Annotated in this window: 24 protein-coding genes and 1 riboswitch; of the genes, 13 read left to right on the top strand and 11 right to left on the bottom strand. The window is 33.6% G+C overall.

From position 1 onward, the window contains the following. Positions 1–55 precede the first annotated feature (55 nt). The 6 genes from phoU to cvfB all read right to left on the bottom strand — a co-directional run bounded on the left by phoU (position 56) and on the right by cvfB (position 5,871). Entirely contained in the window at positions 56–703 is a 648-nt protein-coding gene (phoU, locus tag DYE31_RS07345) for a phosphate signaling complex protein PhoU (protein WP_015900279.1), read from the bottom strand. Beyond that, positions 703–1,566: a phosphate ABC transporter ATP-binding protein PstB gene (gene pstB / locus DYE31_RS07340; RefSeq protein WP_015900280.1), complete on the bottom strand. Its 864-nt coding sequence runs from the start codon at positions 1,564–1,566 to the stop codon at positions 703–705. The genes phoU and pstB overlap by 1 nt, the downstream gene beginning before the upstream one ends. 50 nt (positions 1,567–1,616) lie before the next feature. After that, the gene (gene pstA, locus DYE31_RS07335) at positions 1,617–2,546 is read right to left on the bottom strand and encodes a phosphate ABC transporter permease PstA (RefSeq protein ID WP_015900281.1); all 930 of its coding nucleotides are present in this window, start codon (positions 2,544–2,546) and stop codon (positions 1,617–1,619) included. A 1-nt stretch (position 2,547) separates the two neighbouring features. Further along, a complete protein-coding gene (gene pstC, locus DYE31_RS07330) occupies positions 2,548–3,447 on the bottom strand; it encodes a phosphate ABC transporter permease subunit PstC (protein ID WP_253724520.1) in 900 nt (299 codons plus the stop codon). A gap of 159 nt (positions 3,448–3,606) precedes the next feature. Beyond that, the gene (locus DYE31_RS07325) at positions 3,607–4,542 is read right to left on the bottom strand and encodes a PstS family phosphate ABC transporter substrate-binding protein (RefSeq protein WP_015900283.1); all 936 of its coding nucleotides are present in this window, start codon (positions 4,540–4,542) and stop codon (positions 3,607–3,609) included. 420 nt (positions 4,543–4,962) lie between these two features. Then, positions 4,963–5,871, bottom strand: a complete 909-nt coding sequence (cvfB, locus tag DYE31_RS07320; protein ID WP_015900284.1) for an RNA-binding virulence regulatory protein CvfB — start codon at positions 5,869–5,871, stop codon at positions 4,963–4,965. 202 nt (positions 5,872–6,073) lie between these two features. On the opposite strand from cvfB, the gene DYE31_RS07315 reads away from it, so the two are divergent. From DYE31_RS07315 to lysA, 9 genes are all read left to right on the top strand, one after another. Further along, positions 6,074–7,675 carry an ABC-F family ATP-binding cassette domain-containing protein gene (locus DYE31_RS07315; protein WP_015900285.1) on the top strand — a complete coding sequence of 534 codons (1,602 nt, stop codon included), beginning with the start codon at positions 6,074–6,076 and terminating at the stop codon, positions 7,673–7,675. A 259-nt stretch (positions 7,676–7,934) separates the two neighbouring features. Further along, positions 7,935–8,111, top strand: a riboswitch (Lysine riboswitch). Positions 8,112–8,196: 85 nt separating this feature from the next. Continuing rightward, positions 8,197–9,399: an aspartate kinase gene (locus DYE31_RS07310; protein WP_015900286.1), complete on the top strand. Its 1,203-nt coding sequence runs from the start codon at positions 8,197–8,199 to the stop codon at positions 9,397–9,399. An 84-nt stretch (positions 9,400–9,483) separates the two neighbouring features. Then, the gene (locus DYE31_RS07305) at positions 9,484–10,473 is read left to right on the top strand and encodes an aspartate-semialdehyde dehydrogenase (protein ID WP_015900287.1); all 990 of its coding nucleotides are present in this window, start codon (positions 9,484–9,486) and stop codon (positions 10,471–10,473) included. A 2-nt stretch (positions 10,474–10,475) separates the two neighbouring features. Then, positions 10,476–11,360, top strand: a complete 885-nt coding sequence (dapA, locus tag DYE31_RS07300; RefSeq protein WP_015900288.1) for a 4-hydroxy-tetrahydrodipicolinate synthase — start codon at positions 10,476–10,478, stop codon at positions 11,358–11,360. After that, a complete protein-coding gene (dapB, locus tag DYE31_RS07295; protein ID WP_015900289.1) occupies positions 11,360–12,088 on the top strand; it encodes a 4-hydroxy-tetrahydrodipicolinate reductase in 729 nt (242 codons plus the stop codon). The genes dapA and dapB overlap by 1 nt, the downstream gene beginning before the upstream one ends. A gap of 22 nt (positions 12,089–12,110) precedes the next feature. Further along, positions 12,111–12,830, top strand: a complete 720-nt coding sequence (dapD, locus tag DYE31_RS07290; protein WP_015900290.1) for a 2,3,4,5-tetrahydropyridine-2,6-dicarboxylate N-acetyltransferase — start codon at positions 12,111–12,113, stop codon at positions 12,828–12,830. Positions 12,831–12,946: 116 nt separating this feature from the next. Continuing rightward, positions 12,947–14,104 (top strand): M20 metallopeptidase family protein, encoded by a 1,158-nt coding sequence (locus tag DYE31_RS07285; RefSeq protein WP_015900291.1) that lies wholly within the window; start codon positions 12,947–12,949, stop codon positions 14,102–14,104. A 2-nt stretch (positions 14,105–14,106) separates the two neighbouring features. Next, on the top strand, positions 14,107–15,183 hold the full coding sequence (locus tag DYE31_RS07280; RefSeq protein ID WP_015900292.1) for an alanine racemase: 1,077 nt from the start codon (positions 14,107–14,109) through the stop codon (positions 15,181–15,183). Position 15,184: 1 nt separating this feature from the next. Next, entirely contained in the window at positions 15,185–16,447 is a 1,263-nt protein-coding gene (lysA, locus tag DYE31_RS07275) for a diaminopimelate decarboxylase (protein ID WP_015900293.1), read from the top strand. Between the two features lie 152 nt (positions 16,448–16,599). Here the strand turns inward: lysA and cspA are convergent, their stop codons facing one another. Further along, positions 16,600–16,800: a cold shock protein CspA gene (cspA, locus tag DYE31_RS07270; RefSeq protein WP_015900294.1), complete on the bottom strand. Its 201-nt coding sequence runs from the start codon at positions 16,798–16,800 to the stop codon at positions 16,600–16,602. Between the two features lie 350 nt (positions 16,801–17,150). Continuing rightward, on the bottom strand, positions 17,151–17,459 hold the full coding sequence (gene msaA / locus DYE31_RS07265) for a regulatory protein MsaA (protein WP_015900295.1): 309 nt from the start codon (positions 17,457–17,459) through the stop codon (positions 17,151–17,153). 159 nt (positions 17,460–17,618) lie between these two features. Between msaA and DYE31_RS07260 the strand changes: the two genes are divergently transcribed. The 4 genes from DYE31_RS07260 to DYE31_RS07245 all read left to right on the top strand — a co-directional run bounded on the left by DYE31_RS07260 (position 17,619) and on the right by DYE31_RS07245 (position 20,718). After that, on the top strand, positions 17,619–17,888 hold the full coding sequence (locus DYE31_RS07260; protein WP_015900296.1) for an acylphosphatase: 270 nt from the start codon (positions 17,619–17,621) through the stop codon (positions 17,886–17,888). Between the two features lie 15 nt (positions 17,889–17,903). Next, complete coding sequence (locus DYE31_RS07255) at positions 17,904–18,521, top strand: 5-bromo-4-chloroindolyl phosphate hydrolysis family protein (protein WP_015900297.1); 618 nt, start codon at positions 17,904–17,906, stop codon at positions 18,519–18,521. A gap of 20 nt (positions 18,522–18,541) precedes the next feature. Beyond that, positions 18,542–19,669: a toxic anion resistance protein gene (locus DYE31_RS07250; protein WP_053463991.1), complete on the top strand. Its 1,128-nt coding sequence runs from the start codon at positions 18,542–18,544 to the stop codon at positions 19,667–19,669. A gap of 128 nt (positions 19,670–19,797) precedes the next feature. Beyond that, positions 19,798–20,718 (top strand): diacylglycerol/lipid kinase family protein, encoded by a 921-nt coding sequence (locus tag DYE31_RS07245; RefSeq protein ID WP_015900299.1) that lies wholly within the window; start codon positions 19,798–19,800, stop codon positions 20,716–20,718. A 48-nt stretch (positions 20,719–20,766) separates the two neighbouring features. Here DYE31_RS07245 and brnQ3 read toward each other — a convergent pair whose 3' ends face one another. The 3 genes from brnQ3 to DYE31_RS07230 form a co-directional block, all read right to left on the bottom strand. Next, entirely contained in the window at positions 20,767–22,110 is a 1,344-nt protein-coding gene (brnQ3, locus tag DYE31_RS07240) for a branched-chain amino acid-like transporter carrier protein BrnQ3 (RefSeq protein WP_015900300.1), read from the bottom strand. Between the two features lie 272 nt (positions 22,111–22,382). Beyond that, positions 22,383–24,272, bottom strand: coding sequence for a vWA domain-containing protein (locus DYE31_RS07235; RefSeq protein ID WP_015900301.1), 1,890 nt, complete (start codon positions 24,270–24,272; stop codon positions 22,383–22,385). Positions 24,273–24,284: 12 nt separating this feature from the next. After that, the gene (locus DYE31_RS07230; RefSeq protein ID WP_015900302.1) at positions 24,285–25,076 is read right to left on the bottom strand and encodes an ATP-binding protein; all 792 of its coding nucleotides are present in this window, start codon (positions 25,074–25,076) and stop codon (positions 24,285–24,287) included. Positions 25,077–25,082 lie beyond the last annotated feature (6 nt).

Genomic DNA, 25,082 nt, shown 5'->3' with positions numbered 1-25,082 from the left:
AAAATAAACAGAAAACCGGGATATCGCCATAAAAGGTGATATCCCGGTTTTCTGTTTAAATGTAGGATTCGTATGTTTCTCCTGTAATGTAGTAATAGATATTTTCAGCGATATTCGCAATGTGATCGCCGATTCTTTCTAAATGTCTGGCCGCTAAATGTGCTTGCCCAGCTACAAAAGGATCGTTGTCAATCAGATAAGTTGTATTAACGATATCTTTGTATAAATCATCAATATCTTTATCTCTTTCGATAATTTCTAAAATTAATGTAACGTCTTTATTTTTGAAAGCAGTATCGAGATCTTTCAACATCAATAATGCTAAATCGCCCATTGTTTTTAAACGAGTCAGAATATAGTGGTCTGTGATTTTAACTCGTTTACGAATTTTTGCAATGCTTGCTGCATTGTCTCCAATCCGTTCAAATTCAGAAGCAATTTTTAAAGCTGCAATCATCATTCTTAAGTCAGTCGCAATAGGTTGTTGTTTCGTAATCAGCATAATTACTTTTTCATTGATTTCATCTTCTAATTGGTTAATATCTAAATCACGTTTAATGACTTGACGCGCATAGTTGCGATCCTCTTTACTAAGTGAAGCTACTGCACATTCAATACTGTAATACACTTTGAACCCGAGGTTACGCAAATCTTTGATTAAGTCTTTTAATTGCTCTTCATAATGTTGGCGTATAACTGTCATTAACCGAAACGTCCTGAAATGTAGTCTTCAGTTTGTTTATCTGAAGGATTAGAGAAGAGCTTATCAGTGTCGTCATATTCATTTACGTAACCATTTAAGAAGAATGCTGTTTTGTCTGATACACGAGCTGCCTGTTGCATGTTATGAGTTACCATGATGATTGAATATTGTTCTTTTAATTCTTGAACTAATTCCTCAACTTTTAATGTTGAAATCGGGTCAAGTGCTGATGTTGGTTCATCCATCAAGATTACATCTGGTTCAATTGCTAAGCATCTTGCGATACAAACACGTTGTTGCTGACCACCAGATAAGCCATAAGCATTTTCATTTAATCTGTCTTTCAACTCATCCCAAATTACAGCGCCGCGCAGTGATTTTTCAACGATTTGGTCTAAGACTTTTTTATCTTTAATACCATGGATTTTAGGACCATAAGTGATATTATCATAAATTGACTTAGGGAATGGGTTTGGTTGTTGGAAAACCATACCTACGTTTGTACGTAATTTTTCAACGGATTGTTTTGAGCTGAAAATATCATTGCCGCGATATAAGATTTTACCTGCTGTTTTAACAGATGGCACTAATTCAACCATTCTGTTTAAAGTTTTGATGTAAGTTGATTTACCACAACCTGATGGTCCGATAATCGCTGTTACATTATTTTCTAAAATGTCTAAATTGATATTTTTTAATGCATGGTTTTCCCCGTACCATAAATCTAAGTTTTGAGTAGAATAAACGACATCCTTTTTTGCATCCTCTTGTTTTCTTTCTTGAGGTGTTTTTTCAGTTTGTCTTTCAACTTTGATTGGTTGATCGTTTGATTCTTGTCCTTTTTTATTTTTAACTGTTTCCATTGTTAAAACTCCTTTATGAAAAAGTAATCGTGAGTCTTATATTGACGTGATTAATATTTTTTGCTGAATTTATTTCTTAAGAAAATTGCTAGTCCATTCATTGCTAGTAACAAAATCAATAGTACGATGATACCTGCTGATGCAACATGTTGGAAAGCTTCTTGAGGCATTTTCGCCCAGTTGTAAATTTGAATCGGCATTGCTTGGAATTGATCGAATATACTGCTTGGTAAACGAAGTAAAATTGTTGGTATACCAATTAAAATTAATGGTGCTGTTTCACCTAAAGCACGTGATAATGAAAGGATGAAACCGGTCATAATACCAGGTAGAGCTGCAGGTAATACAATTTTATAAATCGTTTGCCATTTATTTCCGCCAAGACCATATGATGCTTCGCGTACTGATTTAGGTACTGCGCGAATAGCTTCTTGGCTTGATACGATGATAACCGGTAAGATAAGTAACGACATTGTTAAAGCTGCTGCTAATACTGATTTTCCGAGTGATAAAGATTCTATACCCATACCACGTACGAAAATTGTAAGACCTAAAAGTCCGAATACAACAGATGGAACACCAGCTAAATTTGAAATACTGATTTTGATGAAACTTGTAAATGCATTGTCATGAGCATATTCTTCTAAATAAATTGCTGTACCTACACCTAAAATAATCGAGATAGGAATAATTGTAATCATCAACCATAAAGTTCCGACTAATGCACCTTTAATACCAGCCATTTGCGGCATTGAAGATGAGAAGTTTGTAAAGAACGATGGTTTTAAATACGGGATACCTTTAATTAATGTATCTCCTAATAGCGTTGCTAACACGAGTAATCCAATTAATGTACAACTGAAGAATACCCATTTAAGAACTTTGTTTTTTGTGATTCTGCTAGAAATATTTTTTTCGACTTTATTTTGATCCACAAGTGCATGTGTTTCTTTTGGATTTGATGATGCTGTAGTCGCCATCTTAATACTCCTCTCTGAAACGTTTTGAAATCCATTGTGAAATTAAATTCATTACAAGTGTAAAGAGGAAGAGTGTGAACCCTACTGCATAAATACTGTAATAAATATCTGAACCGAACGTTGCATCACCAGTTGCAACTTGAACAATGTAACCAGTCATTGTTTGAATTGAACCAGTTAAGCTGAATGATGAATCTGGTGTACTACCTGCTGCTAATGATACGATCATTGTTTCACCAATAGCTCTTGAAATTGCAAGTACAATTGAAGCAACGATACCTGAAATTGCTGCAGGTAATACTACTTTTAATGACACTTCGAATTTTGTGGCACCTAAACCTAGTGCACCTTCTCTGATTTTATTTGGGACTGATGCCATAGCATCTTCACTCATACTTGTAATCAAAGGAATAATCATTACTCCGACAACTAATCCTGGACTGATAGAGTTGAAACTTCCTAAATCTGGGAAAAGGTGGCGCAACATTGGTGTTACAAATGTTAGTGCAAAGAAACCGAATACGATAGTTGGAATACCTGCTAAGATTTCTAAGATTGGTTTAATGATACTGCGCATACGTTTTGAAGCATACTCGCTCAAATAAATTGCTGCGCCCAAACCAACAGGTACTGCAAAAATTGTTGCGATAAATGTGACTTTTAATGTGCCTAAAATTAATGCCCAAATTCCGTATTTCGGTGTTGATGAGAATGGATTCCATTCTTTAGTGAATAAGAACTGAGTCAGTGAAACACGAGTAAAGAATGTAATAGTTTCAGTTAAGAGTGTAACCAGAATACCAATTGTAGTTAAGATAGAAATGATAGCGATAATTGCTAAAATAATAGGTACTAACTTGTCGCTTATCCCTTTTTTCTTCTTCTGGTTATTTGCGATCATCTCTCTGATAGATCCTTGAGATTTCATAATTCCCTTCTTCCTTCCCTTGGAAAAATTAATAAGTTTATATAGAGTTGTTTTTCAATGAAATAAGTACATATGTGAGTGAGGTTTAAACCTCTAACTGCAAAGTGATGTTCAACTTGAGAGTTGCTGTGATTATTTAGTTAAATCTTTTAACTTTTTAAGTTGGTCATCATAGTCTTTTTTAGGAAGTGCTACATATCCAGCTTTTTCTGCTGATTTACCTTTGTCTTCAAGTACGAATTTCATGAATGTACCGAATGCTTTGTTATCTTTTAATTTTTTGTCGTTAGTGTAGATGAATAACGGACGACTTAAAGCGTATGAAGAGTCTTGGATTGTTTTCTTAGTCGGTGCAATTGCTTTACCGTCTTTACCTTTGATTTTAACTTCTTTCAACTTGTCTTTATTTTGTTCGTAGAAGTTATAACCGAAGTAACCAATACCTTCTTTATTGTTAGTAACAGATTGAACGATTACGTTAGTATCTGCATTTTTCTCAGCTTTGATATCTTCTTTGTTCATTACTTCTTCTTCAAAGAAGTCGTAAGTACCATGAGATTGGTCAGGTGAGAATGCTTTGATTTGTTTTGCTGGGTATTTAGGGTTAACATCTTTCCAAGTTTTAGCTTGTCCAGAGTAGATTTTTTTCAAATCATCAATTGTTAATTCTTTAACGAAATCATTGTCTTTGTTAACTGCGATTGTTACACCATCTTGAGCGATTTTGAAGTCGCTGAATTTAACTTTTTTATCATCCAATTTCTTTTTCTCTTCAGGTTTGATAGGACGTGATGCATTTGAGAAGTCCGATTCACCAGCGATGAATTTTTCGAATCCGCCACCAGTACCTGATGTTGCAGATGAAACTGTAATGTTTGGATATTTTTTATTAAATTTCTCATTTAAAACTTCGACAATTGGTCCTACAGTTGAAGAACCGTCACCTTTAACTTCTCCTTTAGCGTCACTTTCCTTGCTGTCTCCTCCGCCGTTACCGCCGCTGCCGCATGCACCTAATAATAATGAAGCACCAATTACTGTAGTTCCTAATACTTGCCACTTTTTCATTGTAAGAAATCCTCCTAAAAATAAACATTTGAGCTTTGTGATTTTTGTTTGCTCAAGCTGTATGTAATTACTTTCAACCCATATATTACATGCGTATTGTTAATTGAAAATAGAGGAATTGTAAATAAATGATTAATGAAAGAGGATGAATAATTTACAAACTTTACAATGTTAACAATTGCGTTTTAAACATTGATATAACAACGTTTTAATATTGCTTTAATATTAAGTTCACAATTACTCAATGGAAATTTAGCGAATATATTTTTGAAAGATTTTAGAAAAAAATGAAGAAGTAAGAAAAATTGGTGATATTTAGTAGGATAAAACTTGATTTTGCGGTATTTTTTACAGCTATGTTACAAATGAAAATAAAAAAACTAGGGCTAAACACCCTAGTTAAACAATTATTGTATTCAATTATTCATTTTCAGAAGCAGCCATTGCTTCCCCTTTTTTAGTTAAACGTATCTTACCAGTCTCGATATCAATGATTTTCTTTTTATAAAGATGGCCGATAGCACGTTTGAATGATCCTTTACTCATATTAAATACTTCTTTGATGGCTTCAGGACTTGATTTATCCCAAAATGGTAATTCACCATCATATTCTACAAGTAAATCAAAAACAACTTGTCCGTCCTCATCAAGACGTTCATGAGCTAAAGGTAAGAATGAACCATTTAATTCACCCTTTTCATTGTGACCGATGATACGTACTTCTACAAGTTCTCCTAATCTAGGTTCTGCCTTACGTTCTGATTCGTGAACAAAGATTTTGTATCCATCTTTAGATAAGAGAAAACTGCCCACTTTTAATACACGATATGGTCTTGATTCAATTATTTTATTTTGTAATTCATCATTGTGTACTGGAGTGAACATTTGGCTGACGATTGTTTCAGTGGCTAAACGTGCAAACATTTGCTTTTCACTATCAATACGTAATGTTGCTAAGACATAATCACCATTTTGCGGCCATAAAGATTTTACTTTCGGTAAATCTTCCCAAGGAATTAAAACTTCTCTTGGTAATCCAGCATCTACTTTAGCACCGTCTCTGTCTGTTTTTAATACTTTTACATAATCATATTTGCTTGTAGTAATATCAGGCATGTTTTGTGTTGCGAAAAGTTCGCCTGATCGGTTTGGATAAATGAAGAAACTATATTCTTCACCTATTTCTAATTGATCGTCATCGTCAACTTCAGATTGGTTTAACTTCACTTTTTCGCCATTCGGGCCTTCTAATTCATAAGTGGAACCATTTAACCCTACAACTTTGAGGAATTCTATTGATCCAATAATGTCATTATCTCTTATAGCCATATAAACTCCTTTGTCTTACAGTATTAGAAATATTATAACATGATAGTGAGTTGGAATTACAGTTACAGCCCATATAGCACTCATAGAGTTGCTTTTTACCATTTTTTAATGAAGAAACACGTCAAAAACTTCGTTCATCGAAAGAATTGCTGATGTGTGGTATAATTCATGCGTTAGAAATATCAATTAATGGAGGAAATTCATGTTACAAGTTACTGATGTGAGCTTGCGATTCGGTGATCGCAAATTATTTGAAGATGTAAATATCAAATTTACAGAAGGTAATTGCTATGGTTTAATCGGTGCTAATGGTGCTGGTAAATCTACATTTTTAAAAATACTTTCAGGCGAGTTAGATTCACAAACTGGTCATGTTTCTATGGGGAAAAATGAAAGATTAGCAATTTTAAAACAAGATCACTTTGCTTATGAAGACGAACGTGTTCTAGATGTTGTTATCAAAGGTCATGAACGTTTATTTGAAGTGATGAAAGAAAAAGATGAAATTTATATGAAACCAGATTTCAGTGATGAGGATGGTATTCGAGCTGCTGAGCTTGAAGGTGAATTTGCAGAAATGAACGGTTGGAACGCTGAAGCCGATGCTGCTACCCTACTTTCTGGTTTAGGTATTCCTGCTGAATTGCATGATAAGAAAATGTCTGAACTTGAAAACAATCAAAAAATCAAAGTGTTGTTAGCGCAAAGTTTATTCGGCGACCCAGATGTTTTATTATTGGATGAGCCTACCAACGGTTTAGATATTCCTGCAATCAGCTGGTTAGAAGATTTCTTAATCAATTTTGAAAACACAGTTATTGTAGTATCTCATGACCGTCACTTTTTAAATAATGTATGTACACATATTGCTGACTTAGACTTTGGTAAAATTCAAGTTTATGTTGGAAATTATGATTTCTGGTATCAATCAAGTCAATTAGCTCAAAAAATGGCGCAAGAACAAAATAAGAAAAAAGAAGAAAAGATTAAAGAATTGCAAGAGTTCGTTGCACGTTTCTCTGCTAACGCATCTAAATCTAAACAAGCAACAAGCCGTAAGAAACAATTAGAGAAAATTGAATTAGATGACATTCAACCTTCTTCACGCCGTTATCCATTTGTTAAATTTACACCTGAACGTGAAATTGGTAATGATTTATTATTCGTTGAGAATGTATCTAAAACAATTGATGGTGAAAAAGTACTTGATAACATTTCATTTACTATGGATCCTAATGATAAAGCTGTTTTAGTTGGTGATAGTGAAATTGCTAAAACAACACTATTGAAAATTTTAGCTGGTGAAATGGAGCCGGATGAAGGAACTGTTAAATGGGGTGTAACGACTTCACAAACATACTTTCCTAAAGACAACTCAGCTTATTTTGATGGCGTAGATATGACGTTAGTCGATTGGTTGCGTCAATATGCTCCTGAAGATGAGCAAACAGAAACATTCTTACGCGGTTTCTTAGGTCGTATGCTATTCAGCGGCGAAGAAGTTAAGAAGAAAGCAAGTGTTTTATCAGGGGGCGAAAAAGTACGTTGTATGTTGAGTAAAATGATGTTATCAAGTGCTAATGTACTTTTGATGGATGAACCTACTAACCACTTGGACTTAGAAAGTATTACAGCAGTGAATGATGGATTGAAATCATTTAAAGGTTCAATTATTTTCACATCTCACGACTTTGAATTTATAAATACAATTGCAAATCGTGTGATTGATCTTAATCCAAAAGGTGCTGTTTCTAAAGAAATCAGTTATGAAGAATACCTTAAAGAAACTGGTGTTTTAAACTAATAAATTCTTATTAAAAAGGTTGGGATAGAATTCCAACCTTTTTTCTATGTTTTAATAAATTAATTTAGGTTATAATGTTTTTAGCAAGGTAATGATGAATGCGATTTGTATATACGCCCTACTTTTTGTAGTATTTACACATATTTAGTAAATAGGATTCAGAATTGAGGTTTTTTTCAGTAAATTTCTAAAAATCTTATATTTCTGGTTTACATCTTATATTGAACTATGTATAATGTGAGACATACTAATTGAATAACTATTTTGATGAGGCGCATCAATCATAAGTATTTGTCGTTTTAACTGTCTGCTTACAGTCGGCAAAGAAAGGGTGAGATGCCGAAGTAATCATAAAGGCGAGTTATGGTTATTGGACTTTCAGGTTAAGAGCTAAAAGTCTGTCATTATTACCAAATAATGGAGTGCATCACTTGTATATAAAACTATGAGCAAGTTCGCATTCCGAACTTGCTTTTTTATATATGTGATTCTCCCCTATTTTCGAGGAGGACATTTAAGAAATGAAGAGAAGTGTTTTAAAGTTCGGCGGTTCGTCGGTCAGTGATTTTACGAAAATTAGAAATATTGCTGAAATGCTGAAAAATAGAATAGAGAATGATGAACAATTAATTGTAGTTGTCAGTGCTATGGGGAAAACAACTGACCAACTCATGGAAAATGTAGCTGCATTAACTGCAGAGCCAAAACAACAAGAACTTGCTTTATTACTTACAACTGGCGAGCAGCAAACAGTTTCTTATCTGTCGATGATTTTAAACGACATCGGAGTAAATGCGAAAGCAATGACAGGTCATCAAGCCGGCATTAAAACAGTAGGACATCATTTAAAAAGCAGAATTGCTGAAATCAACCCTGAAACATTTGATAAAGCTTTTGAGAAAAATGACGTTTTAGTAGTAGCAGGATTCCAAGGTATTAATGATGAGTTTGAAATTACAACATTAGGACGCGGAGGATCCGATACAACTGCTGTTGCTTTAGCAGCTGCCAACAATACACCTTGTGAAATATATACCGATGTGGATGGTGTTTATGCTACAGATCCACGTATATATAAAGATGCAAAACGACTCAGTGTTGTTTCTTATGAAGAAATGATGGAAATGAGTGCGTTAGGTGCAGGAGTGTTAGAAACACGAAGTGTAGAGTTAGCAAATAACTATAACATCCCATTATATTTAGGGAGAACATTATCAAATGTGAAAGGAACATGGATTATGTCACAAACAGAAATTTTAGAGAAGAAAGCAGTAACCGGCGTTGCATTAGATACACATATGATGCATGTCACAATTAGTTATCCTCTTTCAGATAATCAATTATTGACCGAATTATTCACAGAATTAGAAGAAGGACAAGTAAATGTTGATATGATTTCTCAAATCGTCAATCTAGATGGTTTGCAACTTTCTTTCTCTATTAAAGATACTGACTTAACACAAATTAAAGGTATTTTAGAAAAATTGTCAGAAAGTTACAAAGCTTTAGATTATAAATTGAATGATGAATACGCAAAAATATCTCTAATCGGTTCAGGAATGAGAGATATGTCCGGCGTAGCTTCAAAGGCATTTATAAGTTTGATTAATGCAGGCGTTCCGTTTTATCAAACAACGACATCAGAAATCAGTATTTCTTATGTTATTGATGCTAAAAATGGCGAACGTGCTGTTGAAAAATTGTATCAAATTTTTGATATTTAAATTTATCCGTTCTTTAGCAACTAAGAAAGTACAGAGGATGGGAATCTTTTCCACCTTTAAATAATAAAATGGAGTGAAATTAAAATGACAAAATTAGCAATTGTAGGCGCGACAGGTTTAGTAGGAAGAAAAATGTTGGAAACAGTAGATCGTAAAAATATTCCATTTGATGAGCTTGTATTATTTTCATCACCGAGATCTGCAGGTACCAAAGTTGAATTCCAAGGAAAAACATACTCAGTTCAAGAATTGACTGATGAAGCAGCAAGTGAACATTTTGATTATGTATTAATGAGTGCTGGCGGTGGAACAAGTGAACACTTCTCCCCTATTTTTGAAGAAGCAGGCGCAATTGTAATTGATAATTCCAGCCAATGGAGAATGCATGATGATATTGATCTAGTTGTTCCTGAAGTGAATGAACCAAAATTTACACGTGGTATTATCGCTAACCCTAACTGTTCAACAATTCAATCAGTAGTTCCATTAAAACCATTAGAAGATACATTTGGTTTAAAACGTGTAGCTTATACGACTTATCAAGCTGTATCTGGTTCTGGTGTAGCAGGTAGAGAAGATTTATTAAATGGTGAAAAAGGTGAAGCACCTAAAGCTTACCCTCACCCAATTTATAATAATGTCCTTCCTCATATTGATGTTTTCTTAGAAAATGGATATACAAAAGAAGAACAAAAAATGATTGATGAAACACGTAAAATTTTAAACTTACCTGAACTAAAAGTGACTGCTACATGTGTACGTGTTCCAGTTCAAGATAGTCACAGCGTTGAAATGGATGTAACTTTAGATAAACCTGCTACTGTTAAAGAAATTCAAGATTTATTTGAAAAAGACGACCGTGTCGTTCTTGTGGACAATCCTGAAAATAATGAATATCCTTTAGCGATTAATTCAACAGGTAAAGATGAAGTGTTTGTTGGACGTATCCGTAAAGATGATTCATTAGATAACACATTCCATATTTGGGTAACTTCAGACAACCTATTAAAAGGTGCTGCTTTGAATACCGTTCAAATTTTAGAACAAGTTTTATCATTGAAAGGAGTTTCTTAATTATGAGTCGTTTATTTGAAGGCGTTGGAGTAGCTTTAACTACCCCATTCACTAATAATGAAATTGATTACGAGGCACTTGAAAAACATGTTGATTACTTATTAAATAATAATATTCAATCAATTGTTGTAAATGGTACAACTGCTGAAAATCCTACATTATCTGATGAAGAAAAAGATGAAGTTTTAAAAGCTGTTGTAAAACAAGTTGATGGACGTGTTCCTGTTATTGCAGGCACAGGTACAAACGCTACTAAAAAATCATTAGAAGCTTCATTACGAGCAAAAGAAATCGGTGCGGATGCAATCATGCTTATTACACCGTATTATAATAAAACGAGCCAACGCGGTTTGGTTGCACATTTCACTACAATTGCTGATGCAGTTGGTTTACCTGTTGTTCTATATAACGTACCTTCTCGTACTAATATGACAATTGATGTAGATACAATGGTTGAATTAGCTAAAAATCCATTTATCGTAGCAATCAAAGATGCAACAAATGATTTTGATTACCATAATAAATTGAAAGAACGTCTGGATTTATCAGATTTCTCATTATACAGCGGTAATGATGACAATGTTGTCCGCTATTTTGCTGAAGGCGGAAACGGTGTAATTTCAGTTGTAGCGAATGCAATTCCTGGAGATTTCCAAGCGCTATATGAAAAATCAAAACGTGGCGAAGCAATTGATAAAGACTTTGAACCAATCAGCAGATTATTGAATGCATTATCAGTAGATGTAAACCCAATCCCTATTAAAGCACTTACTGCTGTTGAAGGGTTTGGAAATTACGAAGTCCGCTTGCCATTAGTCACATTAGAATCATCTGATCGTAAACAATTAGAAGAAGCATATGCAAAATATAAAGCAGGTGAATTATAATGAAGATTTTGTTAATAGGATATGGTGCAATGAATCAACGTGTCGCACGTCTCGCTGAAGAACAAGGACATGAGATTACAGGTATTATTGTACCCGATAAAAATAATAACTATCCTTATCCAACTTTTGAACATATCAGTGATGCTGAAGGAGCAGATGTAGCAATTGATTTTTCAAACCCAGAATTATTATTGCCCCTTCTTGATGAAGATTTTGAGTTGCCGCTTGTAGTTGCAACTACAGGAGAAAAAGAAAAAATCACTGAAAAACTTGAAGAATTAAGTCAAAAAATGCCTGTTTTCTTCAGTGCTAATATGAGTTATGGTATTCATGTTTTGACAAAATTATTAGAAGTAGCAGTTCCACTGTTAGAAGGCTATGATATTGAATTAATTGAAGCACATCATAATAAGAAGGTAGATGCACCAAGCGGCACCCTTGTTAAATTGTATGATGTAATTAAAGAATTAAAGGATAATGTGAATCCTGTATATGATAGACATGAAAAAAATGAAAAAAGACAACCAGATGACATTGGAATCAGTGCAATTCGCGGCGGCACTATTGTAGGTGAACATGATGTTTTATTTGCAGGTGTTGATGAAACGATTGAGCTGACACATCGTGCGCAATCCAAAGATATTTTTGCTAATGGTGCTTTAAAAGCTGCAGAACGATTGGTTACAAAACCTAAAGGGTATTATACATTTGATAACATTAATAATTAAAAACAGAGGAGATGGAATTTAAATGGTTAAAGATTTTTCAGCAGAGGAAATTATTCAATATATTAGTGATGCAAAGAAATCAACACCACTTAAAGTGTATGTAAATGGTGTATTAGGACAAGTTACTTTCCCTGACAGTTTCAAAGTTTTCGGAAGTGAAAATTCAAAAGTTATTTTCTGTGAAGCTTCTGATTGGGAAGATTTCTATAATGATAATAAAAATTATATTGAAGAAGTAGAAATTGAGATGGATCGTCGTAACTCAGCGATTCCTTTAAAAGACTTACGTAATACTAATGCACGTATCGAACCAGGTGCATTTATTAGAGAACATGCTGTAATTGAAGACGGTGCTGTCGTGATGATGGGTGCAACTATCAATATCGGTGCTGTCGTTGGAGAAGGCACAATGATTGATATGAATGCTACATTAGGCGGTCGTGCTACTACTGGTAAAAATGTTCATGTAGGTGCAGGTGCAGTTTTAGCTGGTGTAATCGAACCACCAAGTGCTTCCCCTGTTGTCATTGAAGACAATGTTTTAATCGGTGCTAATGCAGTTATTCTTGAAGGTGTCAGAGTTGGTGAAGGCGCAATTGTTGCAGCAGGCGCAATTGTAACTCAAGATGTACCTGCGGGTGCTGTAGTTGCAGGAACACCTGCGAAAGTAATTAAACAAACTTCTGAAGTTGAAGACTCTAAACGTGAAATTGTTTCAGCATTACGTAAGTTGAATGACTAAGTGATTCATCACACTTAATACAATTTTATGAGTAATTAAAAAGGCGTATCGTGTGCGTTGTTTAGAGCAGCACATACGCCTTTTATACATATCTTAGTGAATAAAGGAAGGATATTATGACTCAAAGTGAATTAGAATTTGTAGTTGAACATCGTCGTCATTTACATCAAAATCCCGAATTAAGCTTTCAAGAGTTTGAAACCACAGCACATATTGTAGATTTTTTGGAAACATTAGGAGTTTCTTATAATCGTCCGTTAGAGACAGGTGCGATTGCCTATTTAGAAGGAAATAGTGAGCATACGATTGCTTATAGAGCTGATATCGATGCTTTACCTATACATGAAGAAAATGAAATTGAATTTAAAAGCAGTAAAGATAATGTCATGCATGCTTGTGGTCATGATGGTCATACAACTGCCCTGCTTTTGTTTGTTAAGCGCTGTAAGTTATTGGCTGATAAAGGCGAGCTGCCTCATAATGTTGTTTTTATTTTCCAACCTGCCGAAGAAACTGGCGGTGGTGCGAATCATCTTATAAAAGCTGGGGCATTTGACCAATTTCCAATTGAGGCAGTTTTCGGAATTCATGTGATGCCTTTTAATGATGAAGGCACAGTTACCATACTCAATGAGGAAATCACTGCAAGTGCTACTGAATATAGATTCTTCCTTGAAGGTCAATCTAGTCACGTAGCTAATAAAGAACAAGGTCTTTCTTGCGGTGAAGGTTTACAACATGTATTGAATCAAGTAAGTACGATTCAGCAATATCACCTTAATGGCTTGCAGCATAATATTGTGCATATAGGACGATTTGAAGCTGGAGAAGCAATTAATACTGTACCTAGTCATGGCTATTTAGAAGGTACAATTCGCACTTATGATACTGAAGATTTACAAGTTGTAAAAGATCAAATGACTAAAATCGCTCAAAGTGTACAATTATTGTTTGGTGTTAATTGTGAAGTGAAATTTGAAGAAGGTTACCCTCCTACTTATAATGATCCGAAATTACATGATCAAGTTGTAAATGCATTACATGAAGCGGATTTCAAAGTTGTGGAATTGGATAAACCATATTTATTTGGTGAAGACTTCAGTTTCTATAGTCAAATTGCGCCAAGTTATTTTGCGTTTGTAGGCATTCGAAATGAAGAAAAAGATTGGGTACATGGTTTACATACACCAAAACTCAATTTTGATGAAAGCCAACTTATTCATATAGCAGATTATTATGAGAATTTATTGTTCCAGTATGGTCAGGAGGGTTAAACATGACAGCAGTTTGGTCAGTTGATAGAAAGAAATTTATTGATAATGCAAAACAAGTAAAAGCAAATCAAAATTTAATGGCGGTTGTAAAAAACAATGCTTATAATTATGGATTGGAGTTTTCTGTAAAAGCATTCCAAGAAGCCGGTATCAATACGTTTAGCACAACTTCGTTGAAAGAAGCGGTCAGAATTAGAAAAATAGCACCAGAAGCAACAATTTTTCTAATGAATGCGGTGTATGATTTTGAGACAGTACGAGAAAATGAAATTCATATGACTCTCCCCTCTTTGGCTTATTATTATGAACATAAGGAAGATTTAGAAGGTGTTCATGTTCATTTAGAATTTGAGAATCTTTTACATCGTTCAGGGTTAAGAAGTTTAGATGAATTTAAAGAAGTACTCAAAGATCATGAACAAAACAAAAGTGATAAAAAAATGATAATCTCAGGTATTTGGACACATTTTGGTTATGCTGATGAATTCGATGTACCTGAATATGAGATTGAAAAAGAAGCATGGTTGAATATTGTTCATTCACTTTTAGAAGAAGGATATAAATTTGAGTTGATTCATGCACAAAACAGCGCTGCTTTTTATCGTGAAAATCAACAACTTTTACCTGAGCATACACATGGACGTGTAGGTATTGCTTTATATGGTTCTCGTCCATACAGCAAATTATCAGAAAAACAAATTCAACAATCACTTACTGTTAAAGGAAATGTTATACAAGTGAGAGATGTTCAAAAAGGTGAATATTGCGGATATAGTTTTGCTTATGAGGTTGAACAAAACCATACCAAACTTGCTGTAGTTGATGTTGGATATGGAGATGGTGTATTACGAACACGTGCAAAACATGAAGCGACTATCAATGGTAAACGCTACCCTATTAAAGCGTTGATGATGAGTCATATGTTTGTAGCAGTAGATGATTCTGTTACTGCAGAAGATGAAGTCATACTATATAATGAAGATATGCGTATAGATGAATATACGTTCAAAGGGGTCGGCGCGAATTCAGAGCAGCTAAGTGCGCTAAACCATGATTCTTTGATAAAGGAGATACGATAAAATGGTTGTAGAATATAAAAATGGCGAACTGACTATGGGCGGTACAAGTTTAAAAATGATTGCTCAAAGTTTTGGAACGCCTACTATTGTTTATGATGAAGATCAAATCCGCAATCAAATGCGACGCTATAAAGAAGCATTTGACAAAAGTGGTATTGATTATAATATTTCTTATGCGTCAAAAGCATTTACATGTATTCAAATGGTGAAATTAGTACAAGAAGAAGGACTAGATTTAGATGTTGTTTCTGAAGGAGAGCTTTATACAGCTTTAGAAGCAGGTTACGATTCATCTCATATTCATTTTCATGGGAATAATAAAACAAAGCATGAAATTCAATATGCCTTAGAAAATAAAATTGGATACTTTGTTATTGATTCATTAGAAGAAATTGAATTAATTAATAAATATGCTTCTGATGTTGTAGATGTTGTTTTACGTGTTAATCCAGGCGTTGAAGCACATACTCATGAGTTTATCCAAACTGGTCAAGAAGATAGTAAATTCGGTCTTTCTATTAAACATGGTCTTGCAGATAAAGCCATTCAAAATATTAATTCGAGCAAACGTTTAAATTTAAAAGGTATTCACTTCCATATTGGTTCACAAATTGAGGGTACAGATGCAATGATTGAAACTTCTAATATTGTGATTCAATGGTTGAAAGGTTTAAATTTAGAAGTTGATTTGTTAAATATTGGCGGAGGCTTTGGTATTCACTATGTTGAAGGAGATGTAAGTTTCCCAATTGAAACAGGTATAAAGGAAATTACATATGCCTTAAAAGATGTTGCTAAAAACAATGACTACCCTCTTCCAACAATTGGTATTGAACCAGGCCGTTCTATTGTAGGAGAAGCAGGTGTTACTCTTTATGAAGTAGGTACAATTAAAGAAATACCTGGCGTCAATAAGTATGTATCAATTGATGGAGGAATGAGCGATCATATCCGTACTGCATTATATGGAGCTAAGTACGATGCGTTGCTTGTAAATCGTGAGGAGCCTGCAAATGATACAGTAACAATCTCTGGTAAGTTATGTGAATCAGGTGATATTATTGCTCGTGATGTAAAACTACCTGAATCAGTTCACCGTGGGGATTACTTGGCTATTTTATCTACAGGCGCATATCATTATTCTATGGCATCAAATTATAATCAAATGCAGAAACCATCAGTATTCTTTATCAAAGATGGAAAAGCAAGAGAAGTTATAAAACGTCAATCATTACGTCAATTAATCATAAATGATACTAAATAATGAATAGTTAAACTGAGATAGCAGGTTTTAACACTGCTATCTCAGTTTTTTATTTATTGATGGTATCAACAATATAAAAAAGATAAAAATAAAAAAACACTTTACACTGAGTAAAGTGTTTTAAGAAATAATCAATAAAAGTAATCTATTAATTATAGTTTAACAACGTTTGCAGCTTGAGGACCGCGGTCGCCTTCAACTACTTCAAATTCTACTGCTTGACCTTCTTCTAATGATTTGTAACCTTCTTGGTTAATTGCTGAGAAGTGTACGAATACGTCGTTTTCTCCTTCAACTTCGATAAAACCGAATCCTTTTTCAGCGTTGAACCATTTAACTGTACCTTGTTTCATAATTTGTGAAACCTCCAAGACTAAAATTCAATATGCGTTATTCGCATATTACAAAAAATACTTAAAAATTCAGATTCTGTTTATCGCAAGTATTGTGCAGATCTTTCTTTGTTAAAAATCACTTCTCGACTGTATTATGTATGAGCTACAGGTGGATAATTAACTGTCATTGACTCAACAATTTATAAATCGTACGATACCACCCTTGCTGAAAATGCAAAAGTAATGCTATCAGTATGTTTCTATATATGTTTGAGCTAAATATTCTTTGCAATATGGAATAATACTATTGCTTAAGACCAATTATAGTCTATTCGCCTTACCAATGCAATACAAATGGTAAAAATTAATTAGTCAATAATTGGTAGGTCGTAATAAACTTCTTCGTTACATAAAACGATGAAACTATAAAATATTTGCATGTCTTCATCGCAATCTACACAAAATCTCATATCACAATTATTGTAAAAAGCGTAAATGTTATATTTTCCTTTTACAAAATTGTCATACTTTAATTTGGACCAGCAAATTAATTGTTTATATTTTTCTAACATATCTTCATAAGAAGAAAATTGATATTGTTCTGTGATTAAATCTCTCCAATCATCAAATAGCCACCAACCTTCATAATCCGCTCTGATTTTATTTACTGTCCACATGACTAAATCCCCTTCCAGTCAAAAAACTTTTCTACTTAATTTTAACTTTCGCAAAAATATTTTCAAGCAATGTGAACTGAACAATGAAAGTTATAGTGTTGTAGTAAATATTAGGATTTTCCCTTAAAACTTCGTATAATATAAAAAAGAGGTGATCTTATGCAACGTAGAAAAATTCAAGTGTTTGGACAAGTTCAGGGTGTTGGATTTAGATATTTCACTGAACGTCTTGCACAAAAATATAACATTGTAGGAACAGTACAAAATGTTGAGCAATATGTAGAAATATTTGCACAAGGTGAAGATAATGATTTAGAACAATTCACTCAAGCTGTCATTGAAGGAGCTTCTCCTGCTTCAAAAGTAACTGATTATAAAATAGAACAACTAGAGACAGATCCATCTTTAAAAAGATTTAGAACTATTTAAAAAGGAAGATGTAAATTGAGATATTACATTTCTCGAATTTATGGAACACTTTTAGGTGTTCCAGCTGCAATTGTCGCTTGGGTCACAAGTTTATATGCATTCGATATATCATTTATATATGATTTCGGTATTGGCATAGCAGCATTTTTTGCGCTATATGTACCGACTCAATTACTAACATCTAAACAATATTTAAAAGAAATCGGTTTAACGCGCAGAGATTTTAGATTTGTACGTCATCAATTAGGAAATGCACAAATGAAAATTCGTAAATTACTGCGTTCTTTCATAAATGTTCGTTCAATTAAAGATTTTAAACAGGTAAATGAAATTCATCGTTTAGCACGAACTATATACTTTACAGTGAAACAGCAGCCGCAAAAATTTTTTATTGTAGATAGCTTTTTTTATTCTCATTTAGATAATGCGCTGAACTTGATTGAAAGTTACACTCGACTTTCAAGAATGCCTGGAAAATCAAAAGAAGAAAAGCAAAAGTTAGAACAAACACGCATTACTTTAGATGAAGTAAAACGTACACTGGTTGCTGATTTAAAAAGATTGAACGAAGACGATTACAATCGTCTAGATGTTGAAATGGAAATGAATAGAATAGAACAAAATCGTAAATAATTACGAAAGGAGAAACCTAAATGTCAAATGAGAAAGATATACCGAATCATCCGCAGCTAGAAAACGACATCGGTACAGATCGAACTTTAGTAGAAGCTAATAAGGAATTTACACCAGAACAACAACAGAAAATCCATGATTTAGCGAATCAGATCGAGCCGTTGAATTATGATTCATTGATGAAATTCGGTTCTAATGCACAGTCAAGTATGTCTCAATTCTCTCATAAGATGTTGAGTGAAGTTAAATCTAAAGACACTGGCCCTATTGGTGATACTTTAAATCAATTAATGCTTAAATTAAAAGAAGTTCAACCAGATGATTTCAAAGAAGGCAAAGACTCCTTCATTAAAAAAATCTTTAAACGTGCTAAAGCATCAGCTAATGAAATTTTTTCAAGAATGCAATCTGTCGGTTCACAAGTAGACCGTATTTCTATAGAATTAACGAATCACAAAGATGCTTTAAATAGAGATATTCAATTATTGAATGGATTGTATGATCAAAATAAAGATTACTTTGATGAGTTGAATTTATATATTGCTGCTGCACAAGAAAAGAAACAAGCTATTTTAGAAAAAGAATTGCCAGAAAAACGACAAAAAGCCTATGAATCTGGAAATCAAATGGATATTCAGGAAGTGGCAGACTTAGAGCAATTTGCAGATAGATTAGATAAACGCATTTATGATTTGCAGTTATCTCGCCAAATTTCTTTACAGACTGCCCCGCAAATTCGCATGATTCAAAATGTGAACCAAACTTTAGCTGAAAAAATTCAAAGTTCGATACTAACAAGTATTCCGTTATGGAAAAACCAAATGGCAATTGCTTTAACATTAATGAGACAAAGACAAGCAATGTCAGCACAACGTGCGGTCACAGATACAACTAATGACTTGCTTACAGCTAATTCTGGACTTTTAAAACAAAATGCGGTGGATACAGCAGTAGAAAATGAACGTGGTATTGTTGATATTGAAACGTTAAAATCAACACATGAGAATATCATCGAAACAGTTGAGCAAACATTGCAAATTCAAGCTGAAGGCCGTGAAAAACGTCAACAAGCAGAAAAAGAATTGCAACACCTTGAAAGTGACATGAAAGAACGTTTGCTAACAATGAAAGATAATAGAATTCAATAAGCAATCATAATTACGATTATCCCTATAATTAAGGATGATCGTTTTTTTATAGAGATAATCATAATTCTGTTTGTACATAAACACACTGGGTATTTATAACAGAACGGAAGATAAAGGAGCACGACGATATGAATCAACATTTTCATAGAGGTATTTTGTTTTATCATCAAGCGGCAGGACAAGGTAATTTATATAAATCTTTAGGTCAAGTTACTGAAAGTCTAACTCAAATGTGTGATGATTTAACTTTAAAATTAAGTGAAGAAGGAGGAGATATCGCTAAATTTTGTGACGATTTAACACAGAATCAAAATGGAGTCAGTTATGATGTATTCTTTGTATTAGGTGGAGATGGCACGGTAAATGAATTAGTAAACGGTGTAGCACGTAATAATTTAGAAATACCGATTGGAATAATACCTGGCGGCACTTTTAATGATTTCACTAAAACACTTAACCTCTCTCCTAGAACAGCTGCAGCAGCCAATGAATTATTAAATTCCAAAATTAAGTCATTTGATGTATTAAAAGTAAACGATACTTATGCACTGAATTTTGCAGGAATTGGAATGATGGTTCAAAACTCAGAAAATGTAGATGCAAATAAAAAAAGGATTTTAGGGAAATTCAGCTATGTTTTTACTACACTGAAAGTAATCGCCAACCCAAAAATTTATCAGTATACGATAAAAGCGAATAATGAGGAATACTCTGGTGAAACATCAATGATATTAATTGCTAACGGCAATTATGTTGGAGGAAGCAAGATTCCATTAGAAGATTTATCCCCTAGTGATGGTGAAATGAATATCTTCGTTTTTAAAAATCATAATATGAGTCTGATAAAGGACTTTTTCCAAGTAAAAGATAGTTTGAGATGGAATGATATTACAGAAAATATCAGATTGATTACAACGGATGAAATGAAGTTAGAAACCCGCCCTTCTACTAAAATTGATATCGATGGCGAAATCATGTTTGATACACCAGTTGATATAAAACTGCTGAAAGATAAAGTGAAATTACTCTATATTGATGTTAATGAATAAATAAAAGCTGGCCTTCGTCAAGAAAGCCAGCTTTTTTAAGTGATATAATTATTCTTTTTCGTAAACGATTGGTTTTTGATTTTTAAAACCAAGACTAATTAAATAGCCGATAATTAAAGCTGCAATCGCCATTGGGAACCACTCTAGGCTATGTTCAACTAAAGGTAAGTTTTTCCATACGCTTAATTGAATCCATCCATTTGCAACTGCTACACTGATGATTGAAACAATCGTTACAACCCCGATAGTAAATTGTTGTACGATAGGTTTCATTGGGACAAAACGTGCCATTAAAATTAATAACACTGTCGTAATACCAATTGGATATAAAATACTTAATACTGGAACTGATAATGAAATAACTTGGTTCAATCCCATATTTGCAAGTACCAAACTAATTAAAGTAAATACGACAACATAAGTTTTGTAAGAAATCTTAGGAATAATACTGTGGAAATATTGACTTACTGCAACTACAAGTCCGCAAGCTGTAGTTAAACAAGCAAGTGCAACAATGATTCCTAATAAATACTTACCGAATTCACCGTAGCCTGTGCTTGCAATCGTTGTTAAAAGATACGTACCGATGTTTTGATCAGCATCAGTCAATTCTTTTAATTTTGCAGCTGAAACTACCATATGATTTCCGATATATCCTAATGAAATATAGATGAACATTAAGCCAGCAGCGGCAATAACACCAGCCATTGCTGTTTGTTTGAAAATTTGGTTCGCATGTGTAATACCAGTGGATTTAACTGCATTTACTACAATCATAGAAAAGGCAATCGCTGCGATAGCATCCATCGTCAAGTAACCATTTGTGAAACCTTGTCCAAAACCAGCAAAGTTTGAAGTGTAGGCTTCTGATCCTGGACTTGACGGATTGCCGCCGAAATCTACAAAACCTTTGATAATCATAGCTACGATAGTAATTAATAATACAGGTGTTAATAATGAACCGATACGATCAACCATTTTACCAGGACTTAAACATAAGTAAAGTACAACTGCAAAATAGATGACTGTAAAGATAAATAATCCGATAGGACTATGGCTATGTGTAATCGGTGTGATTGTCATTTCAAACGAAGTTGAAGCTGTACGCGGGATTGCGAACAACGGTCCGATTGTTAAGTAAATCGCTACTAAGAAAATCACTGAAAAAACAGGCGAAACTTTATTAAAAGATCCGATATATCCTTCTTTGTCTAAGGCCCCTACTACCACACCCAATAAAGGCAATCCGATTCCTGTTATAACAAATGCTAGAATTGCTGGCCAGAAATAATGACCGCTATCTAACCCTAAATTAGGTGGGAAAATTAGGTTTCCGGCACCAAAGAAAATAGCAAACAAGGTAAACCCGATAATCCATGTGTTTTTATTCATTTTTATGTGCTCCTTCTATTACAATAAAGTCTTAAATAATATTGTTTAATTTTAGCATACAGGTTTTCAGAAATCTATATAAACTTTCTGAAAATTTAAAAATCGGACAAGATAATGTTTAACTACGCTTGATTTTGTACATTTTTATTAAAAGCTGTATGCTAATTAACTTATAAGAAAATGTAAAACACAGATAATGAATGATTGTAAGAATTCTCGTTTATCATTCTTATCTGTGTATAGAATCATATCACAATTAAATATTGTATCATTTATACAGATTTCAGCAACAATTTTTTTAGAAGTGGTGATAACTGGCTTGGCAGATTTTCTACACCTTCTACAAATAATGAATATTGACCATAAATATTATGGATTGTTGTTTCTATATCTTCAGTAATAGGTTCTTGGCTTAAAAATACGTTAAAGACTTCTAAGCCATACTTTCTAGCTTCTTCTACAGCTTCGTATGTGTCAATAATGCCATCTTGATCATAATTATAAGCAGATGGTTCGCCATCTGAAAAGATAATTAAGAAACGCTGGTGATGAGGTCGTTGCAATAGTCTTTCACTCGCAACACGTATCGCTACCCCATCACGATTATCATCTTGTGGTTTTAGAGCCATAATACGCGGACTATCTTTTGAAATTGTTGAATAATCATAATCAATAATTTCGTCTATAATATTAGGTTGTTTTTCATCATCTGCTTTAAAGGCATCTTCATTGAATGCCAATATTTCATGTTTAACATTTAATGCTTTTAATGTTTCATGGAAGAGTACAACACCTTTAATTGTTTCTTCCATTTTATCGAACATACTTGCGGATGCATCAATGAGTAAAGTGAATGTGGCATCAAATGAACGACTTAAATCTTGTTTTTTATAAAACATTTTATATTGGTCGTCAATAAACCAATTAATTAAGTCTCGTTGCAGTCTTCCTTTAGTTAAATTATGACGCGCATCAATTTGTTCTCTATCAATAGTCTTTTGGATAATTTGTGTTAAATCCTTAATTTCAATTTGTACTTCTTTGTGCACTTCGTGATATTCTGTAATATACTCTGGTAAAATTTCAGGTACATTCCATTTAATCTCAACATTTTCATTTATACCGCGTAAAGTAAATGGTTGGCTTCCTCCTGTTTGGCCGCCTTCTTGATTATCAATCGTATCATTAGATCCTTTACCTTTTTTGGTCATCATATCTGTCATATCGTCTGATGCATCGCCTTCACGCGCAGTATCATTATCGCTTACAGCTTCACTATTTTCACCTTCATGTAATTCCATTTCCAAATATGCGCCGCCTTGAGATTTAGAATCCTCAGCTTTTGTTTCAGCTTCTGCAGTTTCTATGTCATTATCTTCAGATGAACTATCATTTCCATCCACATTACTTGCATCTGTTCGTTTCAAATCTTCAAAAGTTTGTTCTTGCAACTCTTTATAAACTTTACAAGGGATGTGATAATACTCATTTAACATATCTTCATCTAGTAATTCATCTAGCTGATAGCAAATTCTTTCTGCTAAATATTTATTGTCCTCAGAAGTATGATTCATAAAGAAATTAGGTAAATACAGATACATGTTTTGAATAATTGGATCTAAATCAGAACGAATTGATGGTACATCATAAAAATCCTCTGTTAAAAAAGATTTTTCCAAATATAAGAAAATTAAATCTGTATAGGTAGTTTTAGTACGATATACATTAATTTGAGATTCTGTATAGTTGAGACGAATGTGTTTTCTCATCTCAATTGCTTCTTTCATACTTGGACGTATCCGTTTAATTGCATTTAATACACGCATATCTTCCAGTAACTTAAAAATTTGTTGAAAGAAACTTTGATGTACGAATTCCGTATTATCGAGCACTTCATTCACAATAAATTCATCCATGAGTTGGTATCCGTAAGTTGCAAGCAGAACGTCTGTTTTCAAACCTGTAATCTCAATTTGACTTGGTCGATGTGTCCAAAACACACTCGCGATGAGTTCGTTATTGATAGGATCATAGTAAGGAAATTTCTGGATTTTTACATGAGTTTGATTATTTTTCAGCAGTAATCGAGCTAAGTCTTGCAACATCATTACTTTTTTAGCATCTAAGATTTCATCATTAAACTTGATAAATCGATTGCTCATAATCATCCCTCACTAGAAATTTAATTCGATTGCATTTATTATAGCTTGTTGTTCGCGTTCATCTTCTAATTTATCTATAATTGCACGTTTAACTGCACGTTCAATCGGCATTACAGTAGACAAGTCACTTAAGTCGATAAGTGCACGAATACTTGCAGCTTCTTCTGATATTTGTCCTTGTTTAGACATTGTACGTAAGTCTTCATTAAACGCAATAATTTTGGAAATTAGTTGTTCATCGTCTAATAGGCTTTGTTCTTTGATAACACGTTTTAAAATTTCGCCATCAATATAATCCACTTGGATAACGACAAAACGGTTTTTTAAAGCTTCATTCATTGGAAGTGTCCCAACATAACCTTCGTTGATTGCAGCAATGACATTAAATCCTGGTTTTGCTTTGATGACTTCTCCTGTATACGGATTCGTTAAACTACGGCGATAGTCTAGTACACCATTTAATATTGGTAATGTTTCGGGTTTCGCCATATTGATTTCATCAATATATAAAATATGGCCTTCTTTCATTGCTTGAATTACAGGACCATCGATGAATACAATTTCTTGATTGCCATCAGCATTAGTTTGAATTGTCTTAAACCCTAATAAGCTTTCAGCATCTAAATCTACAGAACAGTTTACTTGGTGCATTGGAATGTTGACTTTTTCACTTAAGGTTTCAGCTAATTTAGTTTTACCAGAACCTGTAGGGCCTTTTAGTAAAATGTTTTTATTCAATCGCATCATTGAATAAGCATCGCCGAATACTGACTGATCTGAGTTAATGTATTGGTGTTGTTCCATTATTCA

Origin of the sequence: Staphylococcus carnosus, assembly GCF_900458435.1 — a bacterium.
GTDB lineage: Bacteria > Bacillota > Bacilli > Staphylococcales > Staphylococcaceae > Staphylococcus > Staphylococcus carnosus.
This window is presented reverse-complemented; position numbering and strand designations above follow the sequence as displayed.

Coding starts and splice junctions, on each gene's coding strand:
- pstC (WP_253724520.1), bottom strand. CDS start 3,447: ATGATCGCAAATAACCAGAAGAAGAAAAAAGGGATAAGCGACAAGTTA.
- DYE31_RS07260 (WP_015900296.1), top strand. CDS start 17,619: ATGCAACGTAGAAAAATTCAAGTGTTTGGACAAGTTCAGGGTGTTGGA.
- msaA (WP_015900295.1), bottom strand. CDS start 17,459: ATGTGGACAGTAAATAAAATCAGAGCGGATTATGAAGGTTGGTGGCTA.
- pstB (WP_015900280.1), bottom strand. CDS start 1,566: ATGGAAACAGTTAAAAATAAAAAAGGACAAGAATCAAACGATCAACCA.
- pstA (WP_015900281.1), bottom strand. CDS start 2,546: ATGGCGACTACAGCATCATCAAATCCAAAAGAAACACATGCACTTGTG.
- dapA (WP_015900288.1), top strand. CDS start 10,476: ATGAGTCGTTTATTTGAAGGCGTTGGAGTAGCTTTAACTACCCCATTC.
- phoU (WP_015900279.1), bottom strand. CDS start 703: ATGACAGTTATACGCCAACATTATGAAGAGCAATTAAAAGACTTAATC.
- DYE31_RS07250 (WP_053463991.1), top strand. CDS start 18,542: ATGTCAAATGAGAAAGATATACCGAATCATCCGCAGCTAGAAAACGAC.
- DYE31_RS07315 (WP_015900285.1), top strand. CDS start 6,074: ATGTTACAAGTTACTGATGTGAGCTTGCGATTCGGTGATCGCAAATTA.
- dapB (WP_015900289.1), top strand. CDS start 11,360: ATGAAGATTTTGTTAATAGGATATGGTGCAATGAATCAACGTGTCGCA.
- cspA (WP_015900294.1), bottom strand. CDS start 16,800: ATGAAACAAGGTACAGTTAAATGGTTCAACGCTGAAAAAGGATTCGGT.
- DYE31_RS07230 (WP_015900302.1), bottom strand. CDS start 25,076: ATGGAACAACACCAATACATTAACTCAGATCAGTCAGTATTCGGCGAT.
- dapD (WP_015900290.1), top strand. CDS start 12,111: ATGGTTAAAGATTTTTCAGCAGAGGAAATTATTCAATATATTAGTGAT.
- DYE31_RS07235 (WP_015900301.1), bottom strand. CDS start 24,272: ATGAGCAATCGATTTATCAAGTTTAATGATGAAATCTTAGATGCTAAA.
- lysA (WP_015900293.1), top strand. CDS start 15,185: ATGGTTGTAGAATATAAAAATGGCGAACTGACTATGGGCGGTACAAGT.
- DYE31_RS07245 (WP_015900299.1), top strand. CDS start 19,798: ATGAATCAACATTTTCATAGAGGTATTTTGTTTTATCATCAAGCGGCA.
- DYE31_RS07285 (WP_015900291.1), top strand. CDS start 12,947: ATGACTCAAAGTGAATTAGAATTTGTAGTTGAACATCGTCGTCATTTA.
- DYE31_RS07325 (WP_015900283.1), bottom strand. CDS start 4,542: ATGAAAAAGTGGCAAGTATTAGGAACTACAGTAATTGGTGCTTCATTA.
- DYE31_RS07280 (WP_015900292.1), top strand. CDS start 14,107: ATGACAGCAGTTTGGTCAGTTGATAGAAAGAAATTTATTGATAATGCA.
- cvfB (WP_015900284.1), bottom strand. CDS start 5,871: ATGGCTATAAGAGATAATGACATTATTGGATCAATAGAATTCCTCAAA.
- brnQ3 (WP_015900300.1), bottom strand. CDS start 22,110: ATGAATAAAAACACATGGATTATCGGGTTTACCTTGTTTGCTATTTTC.
- DYE31_RS07305 (WP_015900287.1), top strand. CDS start 9,484: ATGACAAAATTAGCAATTGTAGGCGCGACAGGTTTAGTAGGAAGAAAA.
- DYE31_RS07310 (WP_015900286.1), top strand. CDS start 8,197: ATGAAGAGAAGTGTTTTAAAGTTCGGCGGTTCGTCGGTCAGTGATTTT.